The organism is Geminicoccaceae bacterium (genome assembly GCA_020638465.1).
Lineage (GTDB): Bacteria > Pseudomonadota > Alphaproteobacteria > Geminicoccales > Geminicoccaceae > JAGREO01.
This window is the reverse complement of the sequence record JACKIM010000003.1, coordinates 355146-376527: the sequence shown is the minus strand read 5'-3', so window position 1 is coordinate 376527 and position 21382 is coordinate 355146. Positions and strand designations below refer to the sequence as shown.

The window sequence follows — 21382 nt, the reverse complement described above, 5'->3', positions numbered from 1 at the left end:
CCGAACAATGAAGTGTAGCCATTACAGCTCGGCGGGCAGCACCTTGTCGTTGACGCTTTGAACCAACTCCTTGACGTGGCTTTCCGACAGATGGGCATAGCGGCGGACCATCTGGAGCGTCCGGTGTCCCAGCACTTCGGCAATTTCCACGAGGCTTGCGCCGTTCATGGCGAGGTAGCTCGCCGCCGAATGGCGAATGTCATGGAAGCGGAAATCAATGAGACCGGCTGCGTCACGGGCATTCTCCCATGCCGTGCGAATGTCGATCGGTGCCATGGCATCCCGACGGGGGAAGACCCAGTGGGCAGGGGGCGCGTAGTCCAGGCCGTCATAGAATGTCCCGACCTTTTCCAGATGCGCTTTCAGCAGCACCTGAAGGCTCTTCACGATGGGCACCGCACGGGTTTCCCCGTTCTTGGTATCCCTCAAGACGGCAATGCCCCGCTTCAGATCAAGGTCGGAGAAAGTCAGGGAAAGGATTTCATTCTTCCGGGCACCGGTTGAAAGGGCAAGGATGACGACGGGATACAGATGCTCGTTTGTCGCTGGCCTTGCAGGCCGCAAGCAGGCTTGTGCGCTCATCGTCGCTCAGGAACCGCGTGCGCTCGTTCCTGATCTTGGTGATCTTGTTGACCCCGTCGATGGGATTGGTCGCTGTCCAGCCCCATTGCTTGGCGTGTTTCAGCAGAAGCGCCAGGGTGTCCCGATAGTGCTTCAGGGTCTTGCGGCTCTTCGGCTTGGCCGGTGCTTTCGGTTTGGTGTCCTCTTCGTCCGCCTTGCGGCGGCCATCGCCGGCTTCGCCCAGCTCTCGCAGCTTGGCGCTGATCAGCTCCGGCTTCAGATAGGAGAGGGAATACTCGCCCAGCTCACGCTCCCAGAAGCCGATATAGGTTGTCTCTGCCCGCTGCGTCGTTTCCGCCTTGTGGGGCAGCACGTCGTCACGATAGCGCTGGATGACATCATTCAGGGTCTTGCTCCGCGCTGTCGAGACCACGTTCTGGAACTCGCCCTTGCGGATCGACGCCTCGGTCTGTTGTGCCCACAGCTTGGCATCGGTCAGGCGTTTGAAGGTTTTCTTCTGGCGTGGAAAACCGTGAATGCGCACATCGGCTTGATAGACCGTGCCGGTCTTGCGCTCGCGCTTTTCGATGGTGGCCATGGGAACCTCATGGGGCCGGAGAAAACCTGCGACCTTCAGGTTACAGATGCCTGAAGGTCGGCTTGGGGGCACTTTAGGGGCAGTTGCTTTCGATAATTACCCCTAAATCTCAATATACCTCAACAGGGGGTGTTCATGCAAGTTGTTGATTATACTATGATAAAAAATTGGCTCTTGTTGAGGCTTATAGCTTTACATAGGGCTCATAACCTGAAGGTCGTAGGTTCAAATCCTACCCCCGCAACCATCTTTACTTGCGATCCACCCCGCTCTCCGGCGGGGTTTTTCGTTTTTGCGGAAAGCGTAAGGATTCCAGCAAGATCGCCCTGAACGTCGATCTCGATTCTGCCATCCACCGGCGTTAGCACGATCCGGTCGACCAGTGAGCGGATGATCTCCGCCGCCTCAACACGCTTGCCTTCCGATGGGTCCTGCAAGGCCTCGTAAAGCCCCTGCACGCTTTTGCGGTATTGCACCGCCATGGCTGGGTGCAGCAGCGTCGGCGGTTCGTCGGCATCGGCTAGGAAATGTTCCAGCTCCGCCTTGCGCGCCCGCAGCTTGTCGCCGCGCTGCTTCACGTCATCCACCGACAGGGCGTCGCTCAGATAGAGGTCCATGAGCTTCTGGACCTCGCGGTCGATCTTTTGCACTTCTGCTTCTTACGCCGCGATCCCCGCGCGGCTTTCCATCCGCAGCCGGTTGCTTTCCTGCGTATAGGCGTCACAGAATTCGGCGAAAAGGGCGGGATCGACAAGGCGCGTGCGCAAGGCGTTCAGCACCCGCGCCTCCAGCTCGTCGCGGCGGATATTCACCCGGTTGTCGCAGGTGCCCTTGTTGCGCGCCGTCGAGCAACCGATCAGCGTGGCCGAGATCGCCGAATAGCCACCCCCGCAGCAGGCGCATTTGGTCAGGCCGGAGAAGAGATAGCGCGGGCGGCGGCGGGTATTGATCTGACCCAGATCGGCTTTGCCGTTCTGCGCCCGCCGGATCGTGTTCGCGTTCTGCCGCGCCTTGACCGCCGCCCAGAGGTGGTCATCGAGAAGGCGCAGTTCGGGAACTTCCTGGATCACCCACTCCTCCTCGGAGTTCGGCCGCGCCTGGCGCTTGCCGGTATCGGGGTCCTTCACAAAGCGCTGCCGGTTCCAGACGATCTTGCCGATATACATCTCGTTGTTGAGGATTCCATTGCCGCGTTTCGGGTTGCCATTGATCGTGCTGAAGCCCCAATCGCCGCCCGAGGGCGCGGGAATGCCGCTCTTGTTCAGCCCCACCGCAATCATCTTGGCGGATTTGCCGGCGGCATATTCGCGGAAGATGCGCCGCACCACCTCGGCCTGCGCCTCGTTGATCGTGCGGTCGCCGCGGATCGGCTCGCCATTGCCGTCCAGCTTCTTGACCACGTCATAGCCATAGGCGTTGCCGCCCCCGGATTTGCCCGCCTCGACCCGGCCGCGCTGGCCGCGCCGGGTCTTGTCGGCCAGATCCTTCAGGAACAGCGCGTTCATCGTGCCCTTGAGGCCGACATGCAGATGCGAGACCTCGCCCTCGGAAAGGGTGAAAATCTTCACATCCGAATAGGACATGCGCTTGAAGAGGCCCGCAATATCCTCCTGATCGCGCGACAGCCGGTCCATCGCCTCGGCGAGGATCAGGTCGAACCGCCCGCGCGACGCATCCGCGATCAGCGCCTGAATGCCGGGGCGCAGCAGCGAGGCGCCCGAGATCGCATGATCGGAATATTCCTCGACAATCTGCCAGCCTTCCTTCTCGGCGCGCAGACGGCACATGCGGAACTGATCGGCGATCGATGCGTCGCGCTGGTTGTCAGAGGAATAGCGGGCGTAAAGCGCGACCTTCATCTTTGCGTCTCCTGTGGTGTCAGGAGCCGCCGGGCTCCCGCCTGTTCATCTGCGCGGCAAAATTCCGCCGCGCGGCCTGCCGTCCCAAAAGCCGGACCAGTTGCACAAGCCGTGGATCGGGCGCGCCCTCTGGCGCATGGGGGGGCGAGGGTCAGTTCCGGCTCGCCAAGCAGCAGGGATTCGAGCAGCGCGTTGCGCTCCTCTTCGGTCATCTTGGCGGCGTTTATCTGTGCTGGCAAGCTCATGTTCATCAGTATTCCGGGGCGCGGGTCCGCAAGCAACGGAAATCACAGGGAAAGAAACGGCGGCGACAGGGTGGATATAGCGTGCTTTGGCGTAGGCGGGCGCAGCCTGTCGCGCTGTGGCGGCGTAAAATGACCGATGGAATCCCGTCCTCCGCTGGATCATGTCCTGCCTCAATGCCCCCGAATATTGAATGGGATCAGCCTAGAGTATTGCATATTGCGCTACAATCCCCTATCTTCCCCGCGAAGGAGACTCGCCATGGCCCTCGCCGCCGACCGCAAGGACTACCCGATCTCGATGCGCCTGCCCGAGGCGGATGTCGCCATGATCGACCGCGCCGCCGGGCTGCGCGGACGTTCGCGCACCGACTTCGTGCGCGAGGCGGCGGTGCGCGCGGCCGAAGAGGTGGTGATGGAGCAGGGCCTGATCCGCATGAGCCCGGATGGCTTCGCCGCCTTCATGGAGGCCGTTTCCGCCCCCGCCGCGCCGGTGCCGGAGATGGTCGAACTGGCGCGCCGCCCCGCGCCCTGGGAGGCTGACGCCACCAAGGGTCCGTGATCCCGTGGCGCTCTCCGCCCCCGAGCCACTGACGGCGGCGCATGACCTATCCGCCTTTTCCTGCGGCAAGCCGGTGCTGGATCACTGGCTGAAAACGCGCGCGCTCTCCAATCAGCAGAAGGGCTTTACCGCCGTGATGGTGGTGCATGAGGCTGGCCGGGTCGTCGGCTATTACGGGCTGGCGCCAACGGCAGTGGTTCCTTCAGTGTTGCCACGGTCGGTCAGGACGGGCCAGCCGCCCGACCCGGTGCCCTGCCTGCTGCTCGGCCAGCTTGCGACTGATACGGAATGGGCCGGGCGCGGCATCGGCACGGGCCTTGTCAAACACGCGCTTGGAACGCAGCGTGCAGGCGGCGGCGCTGATCGGTGGCCGCGCGCTGGTGGTCAACGCGGTCGATGCCGAGGCCGCCGAGTTCTGGCGCCGCCGGGGCTTCCTGCCTTCACGCGACGACCCGCTGGTCCTGTTCCGCGCCATCGCCGCCATCGCCGCCTCGCTGGCCGAGGCCGCACGGCGCTGAGAGTTCGAGTTTGGCCGGGGTTTCCGTGACGGGTTGAGGGTTCGGGGGAGTGGCCTCCGGCGCCCGTCGCGGAGATCAGCCCGATGGCCAGACAGGACCGAAACGCGCGCAGCAACCTCTACGACGACATCACCGACAAGATCATCGCTGAGCTGGAGGCGGGCCGGTTGCCCTGGGTTCAGCCCTGGGGGACGGCGGCGGCGAAGGCGCCTCTGGCGATGCCGAGGAACGCCGCGACTGCCCGGCAATATTCCGGGATCAACGTGCTGATCCTCTGGGGTGCGGTGGTGCAGCATGGCTATCCGACGCAGGCGTGGCTGACCTTTCGCCAGGCGCTGGCGCTTGGCGGCAATGTCCGCAAGGGCGAGCGTGGCACCACGGTGGTCTATGCCGACCGTTTCACGCCCGAAGAGGCCCGACTGGCCCGAGCGTGCATATATGGACGTTTTGAAGGACGATGCTGGGAGGTTTCACAGGCTTGGTGTGTTGAGGTAGGCCGCGACATTTTCGGCTGTGAACTTGAAGCCGCGGCCGTCGGCGAGGCGTTCGGCGCTGATGGGATATTTCGGGCGGTTGGGGTTGATGGCGGTGATGCGGAACATCTCTCCGCCCGTTCTGAAGGTTCGGCCAAAATCCGAGGGCTCCAGCCCGAAGCTCGGCGCGAGGACTTCGAACAGGGCCTTGTCATGTGAGAACAAGGATCCGTCCGGCATGGGTATTCCGACGCGGAAGTGAATGTCGAAGCCGTGGCGCAGGTCGATATCGCTCAGATCGCCACCCTCGACGCTCAACCCGTGGCTCTCCGCGACCTTCCTGCAGGCAACCAGCAGATCACGGGCGAGTTGCTTGCAGAGCGGCGGGGTCAGGTTGCGTGGTGGGGCGGGTTTCACCCTGGGCGGCGGTATCTGTTTTCTCGGCTTTTTCACAGGCTGGCCTCTTGCCCTGCCGCTTTGCTGCATGAGGTCATCAATGCCTTTGCCTTGTAGACAGTCCCACGAGAGATACCGAGATCGCGTGCGATCGCTGTTGGCGACAGGCCCTTGGCGAGACGTTCCCTGATGACATCCATATCGATCTTTGGCGGGCGGCCACGATAGACACCGCGCCGCTTGGCGGCGGCAACGCCCTCGGCCTGACGCTCGCGGCGCAGATTGGTCTCGAACTCGGCAAAGACCCCCAGCATATCAAAAAACGCCTTGCCGGCGGCTGTGGAGGTATCGACCGGTTGTTCGGTGGTGGCGAGATGGGCACCCTTGTCCTTGAGCACCGCGACGATCGTCTGCAGGTCGCGCATGGAGCGCGCCAGCCGGTCGATGCGGGTGACCACCAGCGTCTCGCCCGGATGGATGAAGTCGAGGATAGTTTTCAGTTCCGGTCGGCCGTCCAGGGTGGCACCACTGCGGGTTTCGGTGCGGATCATGGTGCATCCGGCGGCCTCGAGTGCCGCGACCTGCGCATCGAGGCTCTGATCTGCCATCGATATGCGCGCATAACCGATTCGGGCGGGAGATTTGTTCATTTTGGTTGTGCCTGTGACATGCACTGTTCAATAACCTGAAACAAATCCAAAATGAACAGGAAAATCAGGCACCGGACTGTTCATCGCAGGCGCCATTATAGGTATACCCATAGTGACGTTGATCAATGCAACAATCCTCCTCCGGGTTATCGCGGCTTCAGGTCTTTCGTCACTTCCAGCAACCAGTCGACCGCTCCGGGCGTCTGCTTCCAGGCGAAGCCGTATTCCTCGACATAATAGGCGGCCTCGTCCTCGCCGCCCATGGTGTAGTAGCCGGTATCCCGATAGCTGAGCTTGCCCTTATGGGCGAGAAGCCCGGGCACATGACGGTTGCAGGCCCAGGCCTCCTCGGCGGCCTGGCGACCGGCATCGCCGCCGTCTCCGGCCTTGAAGGCGAACAGGGCCTGTGTGTAGCTCATGAAGGCGCTGGCTTCGTCGTCATGCTGGCGAAGGTGCGCCCTGACGGCGACGTCATCGTCGGTGCGCATCAGCCAGGCCAGCAGGACGTATCTGAGCCCCTGATTGTCGCCGGGATTGAGCGTCAGCATCTCGCGCAGATGTTTGATCGCGGCGTCGCGGTCGCCGGAGCGCCAGAGATTCTCGGCCAGAAGATGCCGGGCGCGCATGTAGGGGCGGGTTTCGAGGAATCCCCAGAAATGCCCCGCATATTCGGCGAACCCGTCTTCTCCGAGCGCCAATTCTCCGGCCTTGACGGCGCGTTCGATAAATTCCCGGCGGTCTCTGGCCGACAGTGACGGGCGTTCTGCCAGGATGAGCCAGGCGTCCGCGCAGAGCGGCGAGAGCTTCAACGCCTTGCGCGCGAGCGCATACCGGCTGCGTCCATCGGCGGTTTCCCAGGCGTCATAGACCAGGTCCTGCGCCTCGCCGAGCGCTTCATCGTCAGGACCGGCGCCGAGTTCCCGCCACATGCCCTCAAGCGTCATCAGATTGGGCAGGGCGGCCAGTTCGGCGCCGGCCGATAGCCGGGAGGACTTCTTGCGCGGCTTCTTCGATGTGGGCATGGGTCTGCTCACGCTGCCAATCGGTCGAAGTCGATCCGCCGGTCAAGATCGACGTCGAACCGGCCATAGGGGTTGATATGGGCGTAGATCAGCGGCGTCAGCCCGCGATAGTCTTCCGGGGAGAGCCGTGCCGCCCAGTCGGACGCACGCAGCACCGACTGGACCATCCGCGTGTTCACGTAGACCATGGACGCCTGTCCCAGATGCAGCGCCAGCGCGGAGACTTCCTGATCGGCGACGCGGTTCGAGGCGATCTCGCCGCCCTTGCCGAAGAACACGAAGCCGTTGGCGCTGTTCCAGTTCTCGACGACGTTCAGCCCTTCGTTGATCTCGCGGCGGAAATCCTCCGAGCGCAGATAGCGACACAGAAAGATGGTCTTGACGGCTCGCCCCAGCTCGGCCAGCGCCTTGTAGGTCGGGTGCATGACGTCGGCGCGGGCGAAGCGGCGCAGGATCGCCTCCGGGTCGGCGGTTCCGTGCTGCATGGCGGCGGCGTATTTGACCATCTCGTCATACTGGCGCGCGATCTCGTCCCAGTCGATCACGCCGGAGAGGATCGGCGCCAGGTTCGGCAGTTCAGCGCGCATGCCCGCCGCGGGCAGGACCAGCTTCTGCCGGGCGATCGCCTTCAGGCGCGGCGCCAGCTCGAAGCCGAGCAGGCGGCAGAAAGCGAAGCCGATGGCGCTCTGACCATGGCTGTCGATGTACTGGCGCTGAATTTCCATGTCAGTGCAATGCCGCAGCACGCCCTCGATCATCGCCGCCACCTCGGAGGAGGAGCAGCGCTTGAGCTGGGAATAGATGCAGGTCGCCTGCCGTTCGACATGCCAGTAGATCATGACACCGCGCCCGCCATAGCGGGCGTGCCATTCGGTCATCAGGTTGCGGTCCCAGGCGCCGAACTTCGTCGAATCCGCGCCGCAGGCCGTGCCCGCCGGACCCCAGACCGCAGGGTTGCGGATCGCCAGCGTGGCGTCGGCGATCCGCGCGGTCGCCGCCCTGAGCGCGCTGGGGTCGATATAGCGGCGGTGGATGTGGAGCAGCTCATCGTAGCTCGCATCCGGCGTCCCCGCCGCCACCCGCTTCAGCCCGGCGTTGGTTCCGGCGGCGTAGAGCGCCAGCAGCAGGCGCCGGTCGCGCACCGGGCGGGGCAGCGCCTCCCGGCTGGCCGAGCTTTCGAAGCTCGCCAGAAATCCGGTGTCGAGCGCGGCCTCCTTCAGGACATCGAGCAGGCCGGTCATCGGCCAGACCCGCTCAACTTCCGCCTTCAGCGCGTCCAGCCCCGTCGGCGGCGTGGCAGGCGCGAAGGGCGTGATGCGGATCCGGTTCTCGCCGGACCAGAGCAGGCGCACCCTGTCATTGGCGGGCAGACTTGCATCGAGGAGACGTAGCTCATCCTCCAGCTGTTTGCGCACATCCGCCACGAAGGAAGCCGCGTCCCGCGTCAGATTCAGACCGGCGTAATACGCCTCCCGCCGTTCCGCGAAATCGGCGGGCAGATCCTCATCGGGGTTGCGATAGCGGTCGGCCCCGGCGACCCAGATCTCCTTGGCCCGCACCCGCTCGCGCAGCTGGGTCAGCACGCACAGCTCGAAGGAAATCACATTAATCCGCCCGTCGGCGCCGATCACCAGATCCCGCCATTTGCCCGGAATCGATCCCTCGGGCGCGCGCGCCGCCGGGACGAAGCGGCGGCCCTCTTCGCCAAGCCGCACGATCAGGTCGATCGCCTCCAGGATCGGCCGCCAGCCCGCATTGTTGGACTGGAAGTCCAGCACCGACAGCAGCTTCGGCAGCATCCGCCGGTAATGGCTGGCGTAGGAGCCGCGCATCACCATCTGGATGCGCCGGTCCAGCGTGCCCTTCGCGTCATGCTCCGCGATCACCGCTTTCAGCTTCGCGACGCCCGCCACCGGATAGATCACATCGATCACGCGGCCTTTCGGATCGTCGACCGCGGCATTGGCGATGGCGTAGAGCAGGCGGTCCTTGCCATAGACGCGCTCGATGTCCTTGGCGATCGCCGTGATGACCTTGCGTCGCGACCGTGTCCGCAGGCGATGCACGATCTCGAGCAACAGATCGACCAGCCCATCGATCATCTGGCCGCGACGATCCATCAGATAGAGCGCACAAAGCCCCAGCCGCCGATGATCGGCGTGGCGGCGCATCTCCGAGGCGGTCTCGCGATCCACCCGGCGGCTCAAGCGTTTGATCCAGGCCGGATCGATCCCGGCGAGAACGTCGAACGGCAAATCCAGCCCCTCGACGAAGCTCAGGCGCTCGCAAGCGGCGAGAATATTCGCCAGCGACGCGGCCCCGACATCGCCCTTCAACGCCTGAAAGCCGGTCGCCTCCTTCGGCGCCGCCAGGCTCGCCTCCAGCCGACGGCGGGTCTCGCCCGAAAGACGCGCCGCGATCACGCCCAGGATCGTCTCGACGAAATCATGTTGCCCGCCCCGGACCAGCCGCTCCATGATCTTGTCAGAGGGAACGAAGAAGCCCTGCGCCAAGCCCCAGCGGTAGGCCGCATCCATCTGCTCCGCCACGCGGGACTGGCGGATCGACCGCAGGCTTCTGCAATCCACCGGCGCAAGGCTTGCCGATCCCGGTCGACGGCGCGACGGACCCCAAGCCGACGCAGGATCGACGCCCGCTGACGCCGCGCGTTCACATGCCCGTACCGAAAACCCCCAACCTCGGGCGCAGGCTCGCCCAGTTGCTGGGCCAGATACCGCAGAGCTTCGGCATCCCCGTCGCCCTCGCGCGAGGGAAAACGCCCGTGATCGCGGAAGAAGCAAAGCTGAAACGCTACCCAGACCCGGCTCGACCGGTTGAACTCGCCGACGAACACCGTGTCGTCGAAGTTCAGGCTCCAGATCTCGATGAATGACCGGACCAAGGCGTCCCCTCCGCTTTCCACCCATCACACTCGGGCGGCGCTCGAAAGGCGTCAATGCTGAAGTCCCATTCCCCTATCGTTCACCCAAAACGTCCATATATGCACGCTCGGGCCAGTCGGGCCCATTTCGTGCGCTCGCGCCGTCTCGCGTAACAGCTCCCGACAACGGTGCCCGACATCACCACCGAGAACCTGGTAGCGGTACTTCGTGATCCAGACCAGATGATACTTGCAGTCCCAGACCGTATGGCTGCCGCGCTTGTAAACTTCCATGCCGGCATTCTACGACGCGCCGCCTGATCACCCAAGCCGCCTAAAGGCGGGGGATTTACGGATCCCCTATCGGGGACTTTAAACGATCAAATCCGCCTAAACTAAAATAGGAGATCCCCCGGCTATGCCGGGGCGGCAGCCCGAGTTTGACGTTTCCGGCAGTCCATCGCCGGGTTTCTTTCGTTTGCCACCACGCATACGGAAGGAACGTCAGCGATGGACACGTATCAGAGCCTAAGTCACAGCGTTTGGGACTGCAAATATCATGTCGTCTTTATCCCGAAATGCCGACGCAAGACGCTGTATACAGGCCTGCGCCCACATCTCGGCGCGGTTTTTCGACAGCTAGCCAAACAAAAGGAGAGCAAGGTCATAGAAGGTCATCTGCTACCGGATCACGTCCACATGATGCTCGCCATTCCCCCCAAATATGCTGTCTCCAATGTCGTCGGCTTCATCAAAGGGAAGAGCGCCATTCACTTAGCCCGTGTTTATGGCGAACGCCGACGCAATTTCGTTGGCCAACATTTCTGGGCAAGAGGATATTTTGTCAGCACGGTCGGGCGAGACGAAACGGTCATCCGCGACTACATTCGCAATCAGGAGAAGGAAGATCGCCGGCTCGATCAACTCGCGCTGTTACCCTGAACATGCCGCCTTCAGGCGGCGAACAGATTGCGGCCGCGCAGCGCCGCAAACCGCCGCTTTGAGCGGCTCTCAACCAAAGCCCCCGGCTCTGCCGGGGGATATTTACTCCGTCAATCGATTCCAGCAAGAACCCGCCGTTGATCACATCGTCGCCTTCGGTCGGCGTCAATTGAGACATGACTATCGCTCTCTTCGTTCAAATCTGGCCGCGATGGCTCAACGGCTTACAATTGAACTGAGACTACCCCCCCACATTTCAGTCGGTCAAGCAGAGAGCGGCGTTGATGATGTGGATGTCCGCCCCTGAGGTATGACCTTCCCCGTTGGGCTGGACATTTCGCTAAGTTGGGATGCCCCAGACCAGCAGGCGTGAATTTTGAGATTGCCCATTGTGACTACAATTGATAAAAGTAGTTTATCGATAATGGAGATGAATTATGCAAACGCATTTCACGCTCAGAGAAGCCAAGGCGCGGCTATCCGAAATCCTTGATCTTGTAGCAGCAGGTGTGCCTGTGGAGATCACGCGCCGCGGCGCGAAGAGGGGGTGTTTCCGGATCGTTTCAACCGAAGGCACGTTTCAGACCCGTTCACCTGGCGCATTGAAAAACAAGATCACCATTGTCGACGGATTCGATGACGAAGATCCCGGGATTATCGCCGATTTCGAAGGCGCGCACTGACAATGCGGATTCTTGTGGATACCCAGGCACTTCTTTGGTGGCTCATCGATTCAGAAAAGCTCGGACCCCGATCGCGAAGAATGATCATGTCGGAAACACCGGTCATCAGCCCGGTCGTACTCTGGGAGATTGCGATCAAGTCCAGCCTTGGAAAGCTCGATGCGGATGTTGGCGAAGTTTGTTCGGTGATAGCGGAGCAAGGGTTTGATCGTCTGGGGCTGACCGACCAACATTTCCGCAGCCTGACGTCACTCGAACATCATCACCGTGATCCATTCGACCGAATGCTGATTGCCCAGGCGAGATGTGAAGACATGCACATCTTGACCGCTGACGGGAAGTTCAAATTGTATGATATCAGAACATTCGATGCGAATGCATAATGTGGATTATGGGAAATTAATTGCAATTCCTTCAGCGCGTACAGCTTTCGCCAAAGCTTTGTCCAGCGTGACGAGATCACCACCCTTGCGTAAGGCCAGCTCGAGATAAAGAGCGTCGTAGACCGTAAGGCCATGACGCCGTGCCAACGCGAGCGTCGTGGCATTGGACGGATCTGTATCGAGTATGACCCCCAGGTTGTCGACGGCTTCGATAGCCTGGTCGGCAAAACCCTTCGGCAACCGCCCGCGGCGTTCGCTCATGACAAGGATGTTGCGAAACTCGACCCAGAACAGCCATGGCGCCATGAAAATCTGATAATGTGACGACAGCGTCTGAAGATCGGGCCCGGCCTCATCGGGAAACAACCAACCCGCGACCGCCGATGCATCGACCACGAGCATCAGCGCCGGCCGGCGTCACGGGCGGATAGTATTTCATCGACCGACAGAGGCTGCTCCAACTGCTGGCTCAGTTGTTCGATACGGGAAATCGCGGATGCCCGGGTGTCGCGGACATCGGCGATGGGAACCAGATCGGCCACCGCCTTGCCCCGCCGGGTAATCCGCACAGTTTCTCCGGCTTCGACGGCCGCAAGCAATTCCGACAAGTGGGTCTTGGCTTCAAATGCTCCGATTTCGCGCATGGCATTCATCCTTCAAACCAGCTTTTAAACTAGTTCATAAAAAGCGGATTTGCAACTCCCTGAGCCCTTGCTGGCAGGTCCGCCGAAAACTGCGGCAGGCGGAAATGTTTCATGCACTGTCTGGAATCAAACCTTCTGATGGTCAGAAACAATACGGATTTGGACAGGAGATGCATAGCTCTCTGCGGGATTGTCAATTACGTATGGAGAAATCGCCCGCTGGAGCGACAGGCTTCGGCAATTACCGCTCCTATCCGCCGGACAGGCGGCTGAGTGACTCACTGGTTGCCCTGACTTCGTGATCGCCCACCTAGGGTCCCCGACACGAGTTGGCGATTTTTACGCGCTAAGGGGACAAAGCAGGAACGAGGGCCTATGTCGGGAAACACATGCCTTTCGACAAGATGGTGGAATTGCGCAGTTTTGCTCGATTTTAGCCCAATGACTTGTACGAAAAACCCTGGCGGAATGATTTGACTGTCGGAAACCTCAAAATGAGGTTTTTCGTATACTTTGTTCGCCCTTTGTCTCGTTAACGCGCATTTTTTGCCAACTCGTGTCGGGGACCCAACCGGTGCTCCTTGCCAGGACCGGATCGGATTGCTGAACGTCTTGCTGGCCGAGGGCCTCAATCTTGGCCTGAGCAAGATGGCCGAGGCTTGCAACACTCATGACTATTTTCAGCTCTCGCGGTTGTCACGCTGGCATATCGAAGGTGACGCCATCAACCGTGCGCTGGCCATGGTGATCGAGGCACAGTCCATGTTGCCGATGGCGCGCTTCTGGGGTGCCGGACTCACCGCATCCAGCGACGGGCAGTTCTTTTCCACGACGCGCCAGGGTGAGGCCATGAATCTCATCAATGCAAAATATGGCTACGAACCGGGATTGAAAGCCTACACCCATCTCTCCGACCAGTTCAGCCCGTTCGCCACTCAAAACATCCCGGCGACCGCCAATGAGGCACCATTCATTCTCGATGGCCTTCTCATGACCGAAACCGGCAAGCGTATCCGCGAGCAATATGCTGATACCGGCGGGCTCAGCGACATTGTCTTTGCCGTGACCGCACTGCTGGCCTACCGCTTCATTCCCAGTATCCGGGACCTGCCGTCCAGGCGTCTCTACGTCTTCGAGCCGGCCAATGTTCCAAAGGAGCTGAAAGGATTGATCGGCGGCAAGGTTCGCGAGGATGTCATCGCCAGCAACTGGCAGGATGTCCTGCGCAATGTCGCGACGATGCTATCCGGCACCATCCGGCCCAGCCACCTCTTGCGCAAGTTTGCATCCTATCCGCGCCAGCATGAGCTGGCGGTCGCCATCCGGGAAATCGGACGGGTCGAACGGACACTCTTCATCATCGAATGGCTGCTCGATACCGACATGCAACGCCGTGCCCGGATCGGATTGAACAAGGGAGAAGCTCATCACGCCCTGAAGAATGCGCTTCGCATCGGCCGCCAGGGTGAAATCCGTGACCGAACCACCGAGGGGCAGCACTACCGAATGGCGGGCCTCAATCTCCTCGTCGCCATCATCATCTACTGGAACACCGGGCAACTCGCACATGCCGTTGCCCAGCGAGAGCGCGAGCTCCTTCCATGTCCACCGGGGCTCCTCGCCCACACATCGCCCCTCGGTTGGGCAAACATACTGATCACCGGCGAGTACCGATGGCCAAGGCGATGATCGCAAGGCTTAGCGTACGATCCTGCTCCCTACCGGAATCGACCCGCTCAAGCGTTTGGTGAGGTGAGGTGAGCGACTTCTCACACACCCTCTAAGTCAAGGTTTATGACGACTGATATTATTCCTTGCTTCCCGAACTCGCGACGGAGGCCGAATAGAAGCGTTGCAACAGCGTCAGGATCACCATCGGTATGATGGATATGAAAAGCGCCGCCGCAAAGATCAGGCCGAAATCGACATCATACTGCCCCGAAAACTGCGCGATCGCCACGGCGGCCACCTTGTAATCGGGACCCGGCGCGATGAGAAGCGGCCAGAGATAGGCCTGCCACTGAAAAATAAACAGGATCAGGGCAGCGCTGATCATCGCCGGGCCGGAAAGCGGCAGGTAGATCCGCCAATAGATCCCGAACCAGTTCATGCCATCGACAAATCCTGCCTCGCGCAGTTCCTTGGGGATGCCAAGAAAGAACTGGCGCAGCAGAAAGACGGCGAGCCCGTTGCCTATCCCCGGAAGGATCAGACCCGTATAGCTGTTTTGCAGCTTTAGTTCGCGCATGATCCCGAAAAGCGGAACGGCGATGGCATCGAAGGGGATGAGGAAACTGATCACCATCACCATGAAGATGGTATTGCGGAACGGAAAATCGATGACGGCGAGCGCGAAGGCCGCCATCGAGCAGATCGCCAGCCCAACGACGACCGTCACCACAGAAACGAAGATCGAATTCAGGATCGCGCGCCGGAAGCTGCCCTCCCAGAGCGAGACGACATTGGCCGGGGTCCAGCCCTCGGGCCAGAAACTGCGCAGGCTGAGCGGTGAGATATAACGGAAAATTTCATCCGACGGACGCAACGCGCTGATGGTGACCCACCAGAGCGGCGCAAAGAAAAGCAATGCGACGACGACGATCATGACATATCGAAGGATTTTGCGGCGCCGTTCCATCACCGGTCCTCCGCCCGGCTCATGAGCCGGAACTGTATGACCACCACCAGCAGCACTGCCGCAACCAGCACGACAGTTGCCGCAGCCGCACTTTCCGGATCGCTGATGACGAAAGCCTTGGTATAGATTTCGTTCATGATCAGGTTCGTCGACCCTTCCGGTCCCCCTGCGGTGAGGATCTGCACCGGTGCAAAGACGAGGAAATTCGCGACGGTATTGGCCACGAGCACGAAGGTCAGCGGGCGGTGAAGCTGCGGCAGCGTCACGAAGCGGAATCGCTGCCAGCCATTCGCGCCGTCGATGGTGACGGCTTCGTATAGCGATTTCGGAATATCCTGCAGCCCGGCAAGAATGAATGTCATCCAGTAGCCGACGCCGATCCAGCTCACGATGAGGATGATAGACCCCAGCGCCTGATCGGCGGATGTAAGGAAGCGCTGCGGCTCCAGCCCCAGCACCACCAGCACCGAATTGATAAGTCCGTCGGGACGAAGCGCGACACCCCAGACGACCGCAGAAACGCTTTGCGGAATGGCCACCGGCAGCAGGACCAGCGTACGCCAGAACCCGATAAGCGGGACCAGCGTATTCATCAGAAGTGCCAGAGCCAGTGCAATACCGATCTGGAGCGGATTGACGATCAGCGAATAGACCAGGGTAACCTTGAGACTGTTCAGAAAATCGGGATCTGTGAAAACATAGTTGAAATTTTCAAGCGAATAGCTGTCATCACCCGGCGCAATGAGTGAATCGTGTAGCGCCAACCCTGCGGGCCAGATCCGCAAGAGAACCACACAGACAATTGCCGGTAACAGGAAGCCGAGGGCAATCATGAGGCGCTTCATTCGTGACATAGCAGCGTTCCAGGTCAGGAAATTCCGGGAGCCCGGCACCGGACTCCCGGATATCGCGTCTACTATTTGAGGCGACCGAGCGCACGCTGCAGCTGCTTCTCGGCACCGTTGAGGACCTCGGCCGAGTCCGAACCATTGCGGATATCGCTGAACGCGCGGTTCATGATGGTTTCAAAGGTCACATAGCCGCGCGAGCGGGGCCGGCCCACTGCGGTATTCGCAAGCTCGTAGGTGATGATGTCGATCGCTGGGCCAATCTTGTCGGTCATTGCCGACATGTGTTCGGCATAGACCTTGAAAGCATCGGCATTAACTGGCGGCAGCGGGTTCTTCGATACCGACAGAACCGCCCCCTCCGGATTCAGGGAGACATATTCAGCAAACTTGCGTGCTGCATCGATCTTCTGCGAATGCGGGTTGATCGAGATCGCCCAGGAGCCGGTCGGCGTCACCGGCTTGCCGCCAGCAAAATAGGGAACCGGTGCAACCGCATAGTGAAGATCCGGATTGCGGTCATAGCGGCCGATCGCCCAAGGACCGCCGATGACAAAGGCGACCTCGCCGTTGATGAACATCTCATCCGTCTGCTCGGGGGTCACGCCACGCGGCGCGATGCCTTTTTCATAAAGAGCACTGTACCATTTCGCGACATCGATCCAAGCTTCGGTATTGACTGCCGGCGTCAGGTTGTCGTCCCCTATCAGGCCCGATCCCGCCCCCTTCGATTCAAAGAGCATCTGGAGCTGATAGTAACGGTCGACCTGCTGGAAGGTCATGCCCCATTTGGCACCGCCGGCCTGCGCCTTGGCTGCCGCATCCAGCAGTTCCGCCCAGGTCACCCGCTCGGCAGGATTCCCGCTCGGCAGCGAAATACCGGCATTTTGTAGCAGATCCTTGTTGTAGAACATCAACTGCGTGGAATTCCACATCGGATAGGCATAAAGGCTGCCGTTCCAGCTCAGTTGCTCGATGTCGACCGCATTTGGCGCAGCCTTCTCGATCTCTGCACGGCGATCATCGAGATTGAGAAGGTATCCCTGCGAGGCGAAGGCGGGGATACGCGGCGTATCCGCATGAATCAGATCGATGCTGGTATCGCCTTGGCCGATTCGCGATTCGGTTGCCGCATTCAGGTCATTGAACGGGACCGATTGGTGGATGACCTTGATGTCCGGGTTTGCCTTTTCGAACCCTTCGATCATTGGTGCCACAACCTCATCACGCTGCGCACTGAGGAAATTGAGCGTGACTTGCTGCGCCGAGGCACCCCCGGCAGACAGTGCCAGACACGCCAAGGCCGCTTTCAGAGGCAAGCCGAGACTTTTCATGAATTCCTCCCCTCCTGATTGATCTGCACAAGTGTGCAGGGTAGTTGGTTGGCGACGGCTGTCAATCGCACAATCCAGCGCAGACCCTTTCATCGGTCGATCCGCGGATGATGACGCGCCCGGCGACCTCGAGATGCCGGGTGCTGGGCAATTGTCCTGCAAGACAGTCGCGGATATGCTGGACAGTAGTCTCGACCATCGTTTCCATACCTTGATCGACGGTCGTCAAATCGTAGGCGGGCCAGCTTGCCATGCCGGAATTGTCAAAGCCGCATACCTTCAGATCCTGCGGGATTCTCAATCCAAACTCGCCCCGCGCGACATCCATCACACCAAAGGCCATCAGGTCGTTGGCACAAAAAATAGCATCCGGCCTGACCTCGCGCCGCAACAGGCGCCGTGCCGCCTCGACCCCGCCCAGGTGATGATAATTCCCCACGTCATGCGCGATCAGCGGATGACCAAGCTGCGCGAGGCGGCGCATAAATCCTGCCTCCCGGTCGCGGCTGGACGAGGCGTCCGGCTTTCCCGCCAGGAAGGCGATTCGCCGGCATCCCAGGGAAACGAAGTGGTCCGCCACCTGCCCCGCGGCTTCATGGTTGTCGCTGGTGATCGACGTAATTTCTTCCTGCGCCATGTAGCGGTTGATCGCCACCACAGGCTTGTCGATCCGCGCGAAACGAGCCGCCATCGCCGAAGACAGGGTCGCATTGGTCATCACCAGCGCATCAACCTGATAGGAAAGAAGCTGGGTGATCTGGCGATCGGTGCTTGTCTCGTCGCCAAAGAGCAGCAGCGGCGCCAGTCCCTCCGCTTGAAACCTCATGCTCAGTGCCTGCAACAGCGCCGCGTAGAACGGATTGTCGAGATCCGTGGAAACGATGCCGATGATACCCGTCCGCCTGGTGATCAGGCTGCGGGCAAGTGCGTTCGGGTGGTATCCAAGCGCTTCCGCCGCCTCCAGGACCTTGCGCCGGGTTTCATCGGAAACATAGGCCCCGGGGGTATAGCTTCGCGACACCGCGGACCGGCTGACCCCGGCCAGTCGCGCCACGTCAATTGACCTCACCTGTGTCTTCTGCTTGCCCATAGAAGCCATAACCGGTCTTGACCATCCACATTGAAGTCATATTCTGCACACGAGTTCCGATACAGTTTGCTGAAGTCAGCGCAAGGTGGCAATCGGAAATAGGAAGGGCGCCGTAGCGGAGGGGAGCCGTGGATGGGCACCGTTGATCTTGTCGATCTCCGCAAGTCGCATGGACTGATCGAGATAATGCACGGCATCGACATCACCATCACCCTCGATGAATTTCATGGCTGCCCGTATCAAGGACCGGGAGGCGGTCCTGGAAAAGGGTGCAACCACATTGGCCTTGCCGAAGAACACGTAGGTGACAGACAGGGGACGGATCGAGATCGGCTTGCGTCGGGAACATCTGAAGCGTTCGGAGCAGGCAAGGCTGTAGGCACCGTCGTTCAGGTGGAGCCAGCGAGGTCGCAAGCCCATATCCTTGTCGATCCGCGTGACGAGCCATTGTCGTAGTTCTGGGCGGAATGCAGCTTCTTTGTCCCGGCCAGGCGATTGGACTGGATAGAACCACTGACAATATTCATGTCTTCGACGGAGAATTCGGAAACACCATGCGGCGGCCTTGAGTTCAGAATTGGAGATCAGAGAAATGGCAAGACCTGACGAAATGCAGCGATTGAAATTACTTGAGCCGCCAAAGAACAAGCTGAGGGCTGCGCTCGATACAGATACCTTTAACGAGATCGACGACCAGTTCGCGATAGTCCAGCTTCTGCTTTCCTCCGACAGGATCCAGACGGAAGCGATCTATGCAGCGCCGTTTCACAATCACCGCTCGGAAAGCGCCGGGCACGGGATGGAACTGAGCCACGACGAAATCCTGCGGTTGCTCGAACGGATGGGTCGCTCGCCGGAAGGCTTTGCCCTGCGCGGAGTGCGCGACTATGTCGGCCCGGAAAAAGTGGCGCGTGAGGGCGAGGCAGTTGACGACCTGATCCGCCGCGCGCGCATCTCCAGCCCGCAGGATCCACTCTATGTCATCGCCATCGCCGCAATCAGTAATGTCGCCTCGGCAATCCTGAAAGCGCCCGATATCCTGGACCGGATCGTGGTGGTCTGGCTTGGCGGGCACGCGCTGGATTGGCCCGACACCCGCGAATTCAACCTCAGGCAGGATGTTGGTGGTGCGCAGGTCCTGTTCGACAGCGGCGCAGCGGTAGTCATGCTGCCGTGTATGGGCGTGGTGTCGCATTTGCACAGCACCGTCCCGGAAATCGAACGCTATGTTGAACCTCATGGCGAGATCGGCCGTTTCCTGGCGCAGCGCTACAAGGAATATTCCGACGACCGGATGGGCTGGAGCAAGGAAATCTGGGACATGGCCCCCGTCGCCTGGCTCCTGAACCCGGACTGGTGCCCCAGCGCGCTGATCCCGACCCCGATCCTGACCGAGATCCCCACCTGGAGCAACGGGCGCGGGCGTCATCTGATGCGCTATGTCTATCGTATCGACCGTGACGCGATCCTGAAGGATTTCTTCGTCAAGCTGCAAAAGGCGTTTCCGGCCGGCAAGGCTTGAGCGGCCTCAGGCGCCCGTTTTTGTTGGGCGGACCATTCTGGCCCGCCTCCTTCACCCGCTCCACCAGGCCGTCCAGAACCTCGCGGGCACGCTCGAACTGTTCGCGGGCCATCTCGCGGGCCTGGTTCAGTCTTCATGCACCGATGCGCTGTGGATCGGCAGCCGGAATGCCCCCCACTATTGGCGCAGAAATCGGACCCCGACCAATCGACAACAAAGCCTTGATATTAATTACGGAAATGACTTTGATGCGGGGTCGCGATTGGACGCCGAAAGGGGTTAAAGTTCGATGCCGGGTCACATTCCAGCTCCTCGGCTGCCGACTCGCCGTGCCATACGCGACAGAAATCCCACCGCTCGCCCAGCTCGTCACCGCCACCAAAGCCTAACCGCCCAGGCTTTTGCACCGGTTGCAAAAATTGAAGATAACACTTGCCAAACACGGGGGCATCCACACACGTCATCGCATACAAGATGCCGTCGGTGGGGCATCCACCGCATCAGTTCACAATTACGACTCATGCAGAGGTGTTGATTATTCAGACAAAATTAGCAAGACGTTTTCTGACCGTCGATCCCGAAGAAAATGCCCGTGTCATGCACGCTCTGTCGTCTCCAGTGCGCGTGCGTATCCTGCGATTGTTGCGTGGTCGAGGTGAGCTAAATGTTAACGAGATCTGCGCGGCACTGGAGCTGCCGCAATCGACAGTTGCGACAAATGTGAACATTCTCGATCACGCCGGCCTTATCGACAAGCGAACAATCAAAGCGCGTAAAGGACAGCAGAAATTATGCGCTAGCCGCTTTGATGAGATCATCATTTGTCTTGATGAGAAGGGCGAACGGAAAAACAATGAGATCATCGTCGAGATGCCACTCGGGCTTTACACGGCTTATCAGGTCAGCGCGCCGTGCGGGCTTTGTTCTCAACAGGGTATCATTGGCGTCCTCGATGTCCCCGACCTGTTCCTCGATCCTCGTCGTATGCAAACGAGCCTGATCTGGTTTGGTCGCGGTTTTCTTGAGTACAAATTCCCCAACAATGCTCGCATCGTCGGCCGACCCGTCACCACTCTAGAATTCAGCATGGAGCTCAGTTCCGAGGTTCCCGGAACCAATCCGAACTGGCCATCGGACGTGTCGGTCTGGATCAATGACATCCAGATCGGCACCTGGACTTCTCCCGGCGACTTCGGAGACAAGAGGGGACGGTTGACACCGGGCTGGTGGAAACTGGAGGGATCACAGTACGGACGGCTGACCCGATGGACGATCGACGATTCGGGAAGCTACCTCGACGGGGAACCCTTGTCCGCGATCACGTTGAGCCACCTGGAACTGCATGCCCACCACTCCATCCGGTTCAAGATCGGAATCCGGGACGGAGCCGAGCATCCGGGCGGAATCAACATCTTCGGTCGCGGCTTCGGCGATCACGATCAGGATCTGGTGATGCGTCTCCTGCTGGCCGATTAAACTATATCGCATCTTTTGATATATATCACTTAATAATTGACCCGTGGGATCCGTTCAAAC

15 protein-coding genes and 7 pseudogenes are annotated in these 21382 nt (G+C 60.4%); 9 read left to right on the top strand and 13 right to left on the bottom strand.

The features are described 5' to 3' along the window. Window positions 1-21 precede the first annotated feature (21 nt). Together H6851_21375 and H6851_21370 are read right to left on the bottom strand one after the other, a co-directional pair. A pseudogene (locus tag H6851_21375) lies at window positions 22-1159 on the bottom strand (site-specific integrase). 203 nt (window positions 1160-1362) lie between these two features. Next, window positions 1363-3018, bottom strand: a pseudogene (locus tag H6851_21370) (recombinase family protein). A gap of 504 nt (window positions 3019-3522) precedes the next feature. On the opposite strand from H6851_21370, the gene H6851_21365 reads away from it, so the two are divergent. The 3 genes and pseudogenes from H6851_21365 (at window position 3523) to H6851_21355 (ending at window position 4768) form a co-directional block, all read left to right on the top strand. Next, window positions 3523-3822, top strand: a complete 300-nt coding sequence (locus tag H6851_21365) for a DUF1778 domain-containing protein (protein MCB9946152.1) — start codon at window positions 3523-3525, stop codon at window positions 3820-3822. A 4-nt stretch (window positions 3823-3826) separates the two neighbouring features. Next, window positions 3827-4340 (top strand): annotated as a pseudogene (locus H6851_21360) (GNAT family N-acetyltransferase). Window positions 4341-4423: 83 nt separating this feature from the next. Continuing rightward, window positions 4424-4768 (top strand): annotated as a pseudogene (locus H6851_21355) (DUF1738 domain-containing protein). Between the two features lie 494 nt (window positions 4769-5262). Here H6851_21355 and H6851_21350 read toward each other — a convergent pair. From H6851_21350 to H6851_21335, 4 genes and pseudogenes are all read right to left on the bottom strand, one after another. Next, window positions 5263-5859 (bottom strand): recombinase family protein, encoded by a 597-nt coding sequence (locus H6851_21350; GenBank protein ID MCB9946151.1) that lies wholly within the window; start codon window positions 5857-5859, stop codon window positions 5263-5265. A 146-nt stretch (window positions 5860-6005) separates the two neighbouring features. Continuing rightward, on the bottom strand, window positions 6006-6881 hold the full coding sequence (locus H6851_21345) for a tetratricopeptide repeat protein (GenBank protein ID MCB9946150.1): 876 nt from the start codon (window positions 6879-6881) through the stop codon (window positions 6006-6008). Window positions 6882-6889: 8 nt separating this feature from the next. Then, window positions 6890-9783, bottom strand: a pseudogene (locus H6851_21340) (Tn3 family transposase). Window positions 9784-9906: 123 nt separating this feature from the next. Next, a pseudogene (locus H6851_21335) lies at window positions 9907-10056 on the bottom strand (transposase). A gap of 216 nt (window positions 10057-10272) precedes the next feature. On the opposite strand from H6851_21335, the gene tnpA reads away from it, so the two are divergent. The 3 genes from tnpA (at window position 10273) to H6851_21320 (ending at window position 11770) form a co-directional block, all read left to right on the top strand. After that, a complete protein-coding gene (gene tnpA / locus H6851_21330) occupies window positions 10273-10704 on the top strand; it encodes an IS200/IS605 family transposase (protein ID MCB9946149.1) in 432 nt (143 codons plus the stop codon). A 437-nt stretch (window positions 10705-11141) separates the two neighbouring features. Then, window positions 11142-11387: a type II toxin-antitoxin system prevent-host-death family antitoxin gene (locus H6851_21325; GenBank protein MCB9946148.1), complete on the top strand. Its 246-nt coding sequence runs from the start codon at window positions 11142-11144 to the stop codon at window positions 11385-11387. Between the two features lie 2 nt (window positions 11388-11389). Beyond that, on the top strand, window positions 11390-11770 hold the full coding sequence (locus H6851_21320) for a type II toxin-antitoxin system VapC family toxin (protein ID MCB9946147.1): 381 nt from the start codon (window positions 11390-11392) through the stop codon (window positions 11768-11770). 6 nt (window positions 11771-11776) lie between these two features. Here the strand turns inward: H6851_21320 and H6851_21315 are convergent, their stop codons facing one another. Further along, window positions 11777-12175, bottom strand: a complete 399-nt coding sequence (locus H6851_21315) for a type II toxin-antitoxin system VapC family toxin (protein ID MCB9946146.1) — start codon at window positions 12173-12175, stop codon at window positions 11777-11779. After that, entirely contained in the window at window positions 12172-12414 is a 243-nt protein-coding gene (locus H6851_21310; GenBank protein MCB9946145.1) for a type II toxin-antitoxin system prevent-host-death family antitoxin, read from the bottom strand. Before H6851_21310 ends, H6851_21315 begins: the two co-directional genes overlap by 4 nt. A 570-nt stretch (window positions 12415-12984) precedes the next feature. Between H6851_21310 and H6851_21305 the strand changes: the two are divergent. Further along, window positions 12985-14103: pseudogene (locus H6851_21305) on the top strand (transposase). 118 nt (window positions 14104-14221) lie between these two features. Here the strand turns inward: H6851_21305 and H6851_21300 are convergent. From H6851_21300 to H6851_21280, 5 genes are all read right to left on the bottom strand, one after another. Continuing rightward, a complete protein-coding gene (locus tag H6851_21300; GenBank protein MCB9946144.1) occupies window positions 14222-15052 on the bottom strand; it encodes a carbohydrate ABC transporter permease in 831 nt (276 codons plus the stop codon). Beyond that, complete coding sequence (locus H6851_21295; protein ID MCB9946143.1) at window positions 15052-15906, bottom strand: sugar ABC transporter permease; 855 nt, start codon at window positions 15904-15906, stop codon at window positions 15052-15054. The genes H6851_21300 and H6851_21295 overlap by 1 nt, the downstream gene beginning before the upstream one ends. 62 nt (window positions 15907-15968) lie before the next feature. After that, window positions 15969-17234, bottom strand: a complete 1266-nt coding sequence (locus H6851_21290) for a sugar ABC transporter substrate-binding protein (GenBank protein ID MCB9946142.1) — start codon at window positions 17232-17234, stop codon at window positions 15969-15971. Between the two features lie 61 nt (window positions 17235-17295). Further along, complete coding sequence (locus H6851_21285) at window positions 17296-18303, bottom strand: LacI family DNA-binding transcriptional regulator (protein ID MCB9946141.1); 1008 nt, start codon at window positions 18301-18303, stop codon at window positions 17296-17298. A 96-nt stretch (window positions 18304-18399) separates the two neighbouring features. Next, complete coding sequence (locus H6851_21280; GenBank protein MCB9946140.1) at window positions 18400-18738, bottom strand: hypothetical protein; 339 nt, start codon at window positions 18736-18738, stop codon at window positions 18400-18402. A gap of 178 nt (window positions 18739-18916) precedes the next feature. Between H6851_21280 and H6851_21275 the strand changes: the two genes are divergently transcribed. Both H6851_21275 and H6851_21270 read left to right on the top strand, forming a co-directional pair. Beyond that, window positions 18917-19846 carry a nucleoside hydrolase gene (locus H6851_21275; GenBank protein ID MCB9946139.1) on the top strand — a complete coding sequence of 310 codons (930 nt, stop codon included), beginning with the start codon at window positions 18917-18919 and terminating at the stop codon, window positions 19844-19846. A gap of 474 nt (window positions 19847-20320) precedes the next feature. Continuing rightward, window positions 20321-21322: a helix-turn-helix domain-containing protein gene (locus H6851_21270; GenBank protein MCB9946138.1), complete on the top strand. Its 1002-nt coding sequence runs from the start codon at window positions 20321-20323 to the stop codon at window positions 21320-21322. Window positions 21323-21382: the final 60 nt, after the last annotated feature.

Bases quoted from the DNA above. Each gene is read 5' to 3' on its own strand.
- H6851_21325 (MCB9946148.1), top strand. From the start codon at position 11,142: ATGCAAACGCATTTCACGCTCAGAGAAGCCAAGGCGCGGCTATCCGAA.
- H6851_21310 (MCB9946145.1), bottom strand. From the start codon at position 12,414: ATGCGCGAAATCGGAGCATTTGAAGCCAAGACCCACTTGTCGGAATTG.
- H6851_21300 (MCB9946144.1), bottom strand. From the start codon at position 15,052: ATGGAACGGCGCCGCAAAATCCTTCGATATGTCATGATCGTCGTCGTC.
- H6851_21320 (MCB9946147.1), top strand. From the start codon at position 11,390: ATGCGGATTCTTGTGGATACCCAGGCACTTCTTTGGTGGCTCATCGAT.
- tnpA (MCB9946149.1), top strand. From the start codon at position 10,273: ATGGACACGTATCAGAGCCTAAGTCACAGCGTTTGGGACTGCAAATAT.
- H6851_21295 (MCB9946143.1), bottom strand. From the start codon at position 15,906: ATGTCACGAATGAAGCGCCTCATGATTGCCCTCGGCTTCCTGTTACCG.
- H6851_21290 (MCB9946142.1), bottom strand. From the start codon at position 17,234: ATGAAAAGTCTCGGCTTGCCTCTGAAAGCGGCCTTGGCGTGTCTGGCA.
- H6851_21365 (MCB9946152.1), top strand. From the start codon at position 3,523: ATGGCCCTCGCCGCCGACCGCAAGGACTACCCGATCTCGATGCGCCTG.
- H6851_21345 (MCB9946150.1), bottom strand. From the start codon at position 6,881: ATGCCCACATCGAAGAAGCCGCGCAAGAAGTCCTCCCGGCTATCGGCC.
- H6851_21270 (MCB9946138.1), top strand. From the start codon at position 20,321: ATGCCGTCGGTGGGGCATCCACCGCATCAGTTCACAATTACGACTCAT.
- H6851_21275 (MCB9946139.1), top strand. From the start codon at position 18,917: ATGGCAAGACCTGACGAAATGCAGCGATTGAAATTACTTGAGCCGCCA.
- H6851_21350 (MCB9946151.1), bottom strand. From the start codon at position 5,859: ATGAACAAATCTCCCGCCCGAATCGGTTATGCGCGCATATCGATGGCA.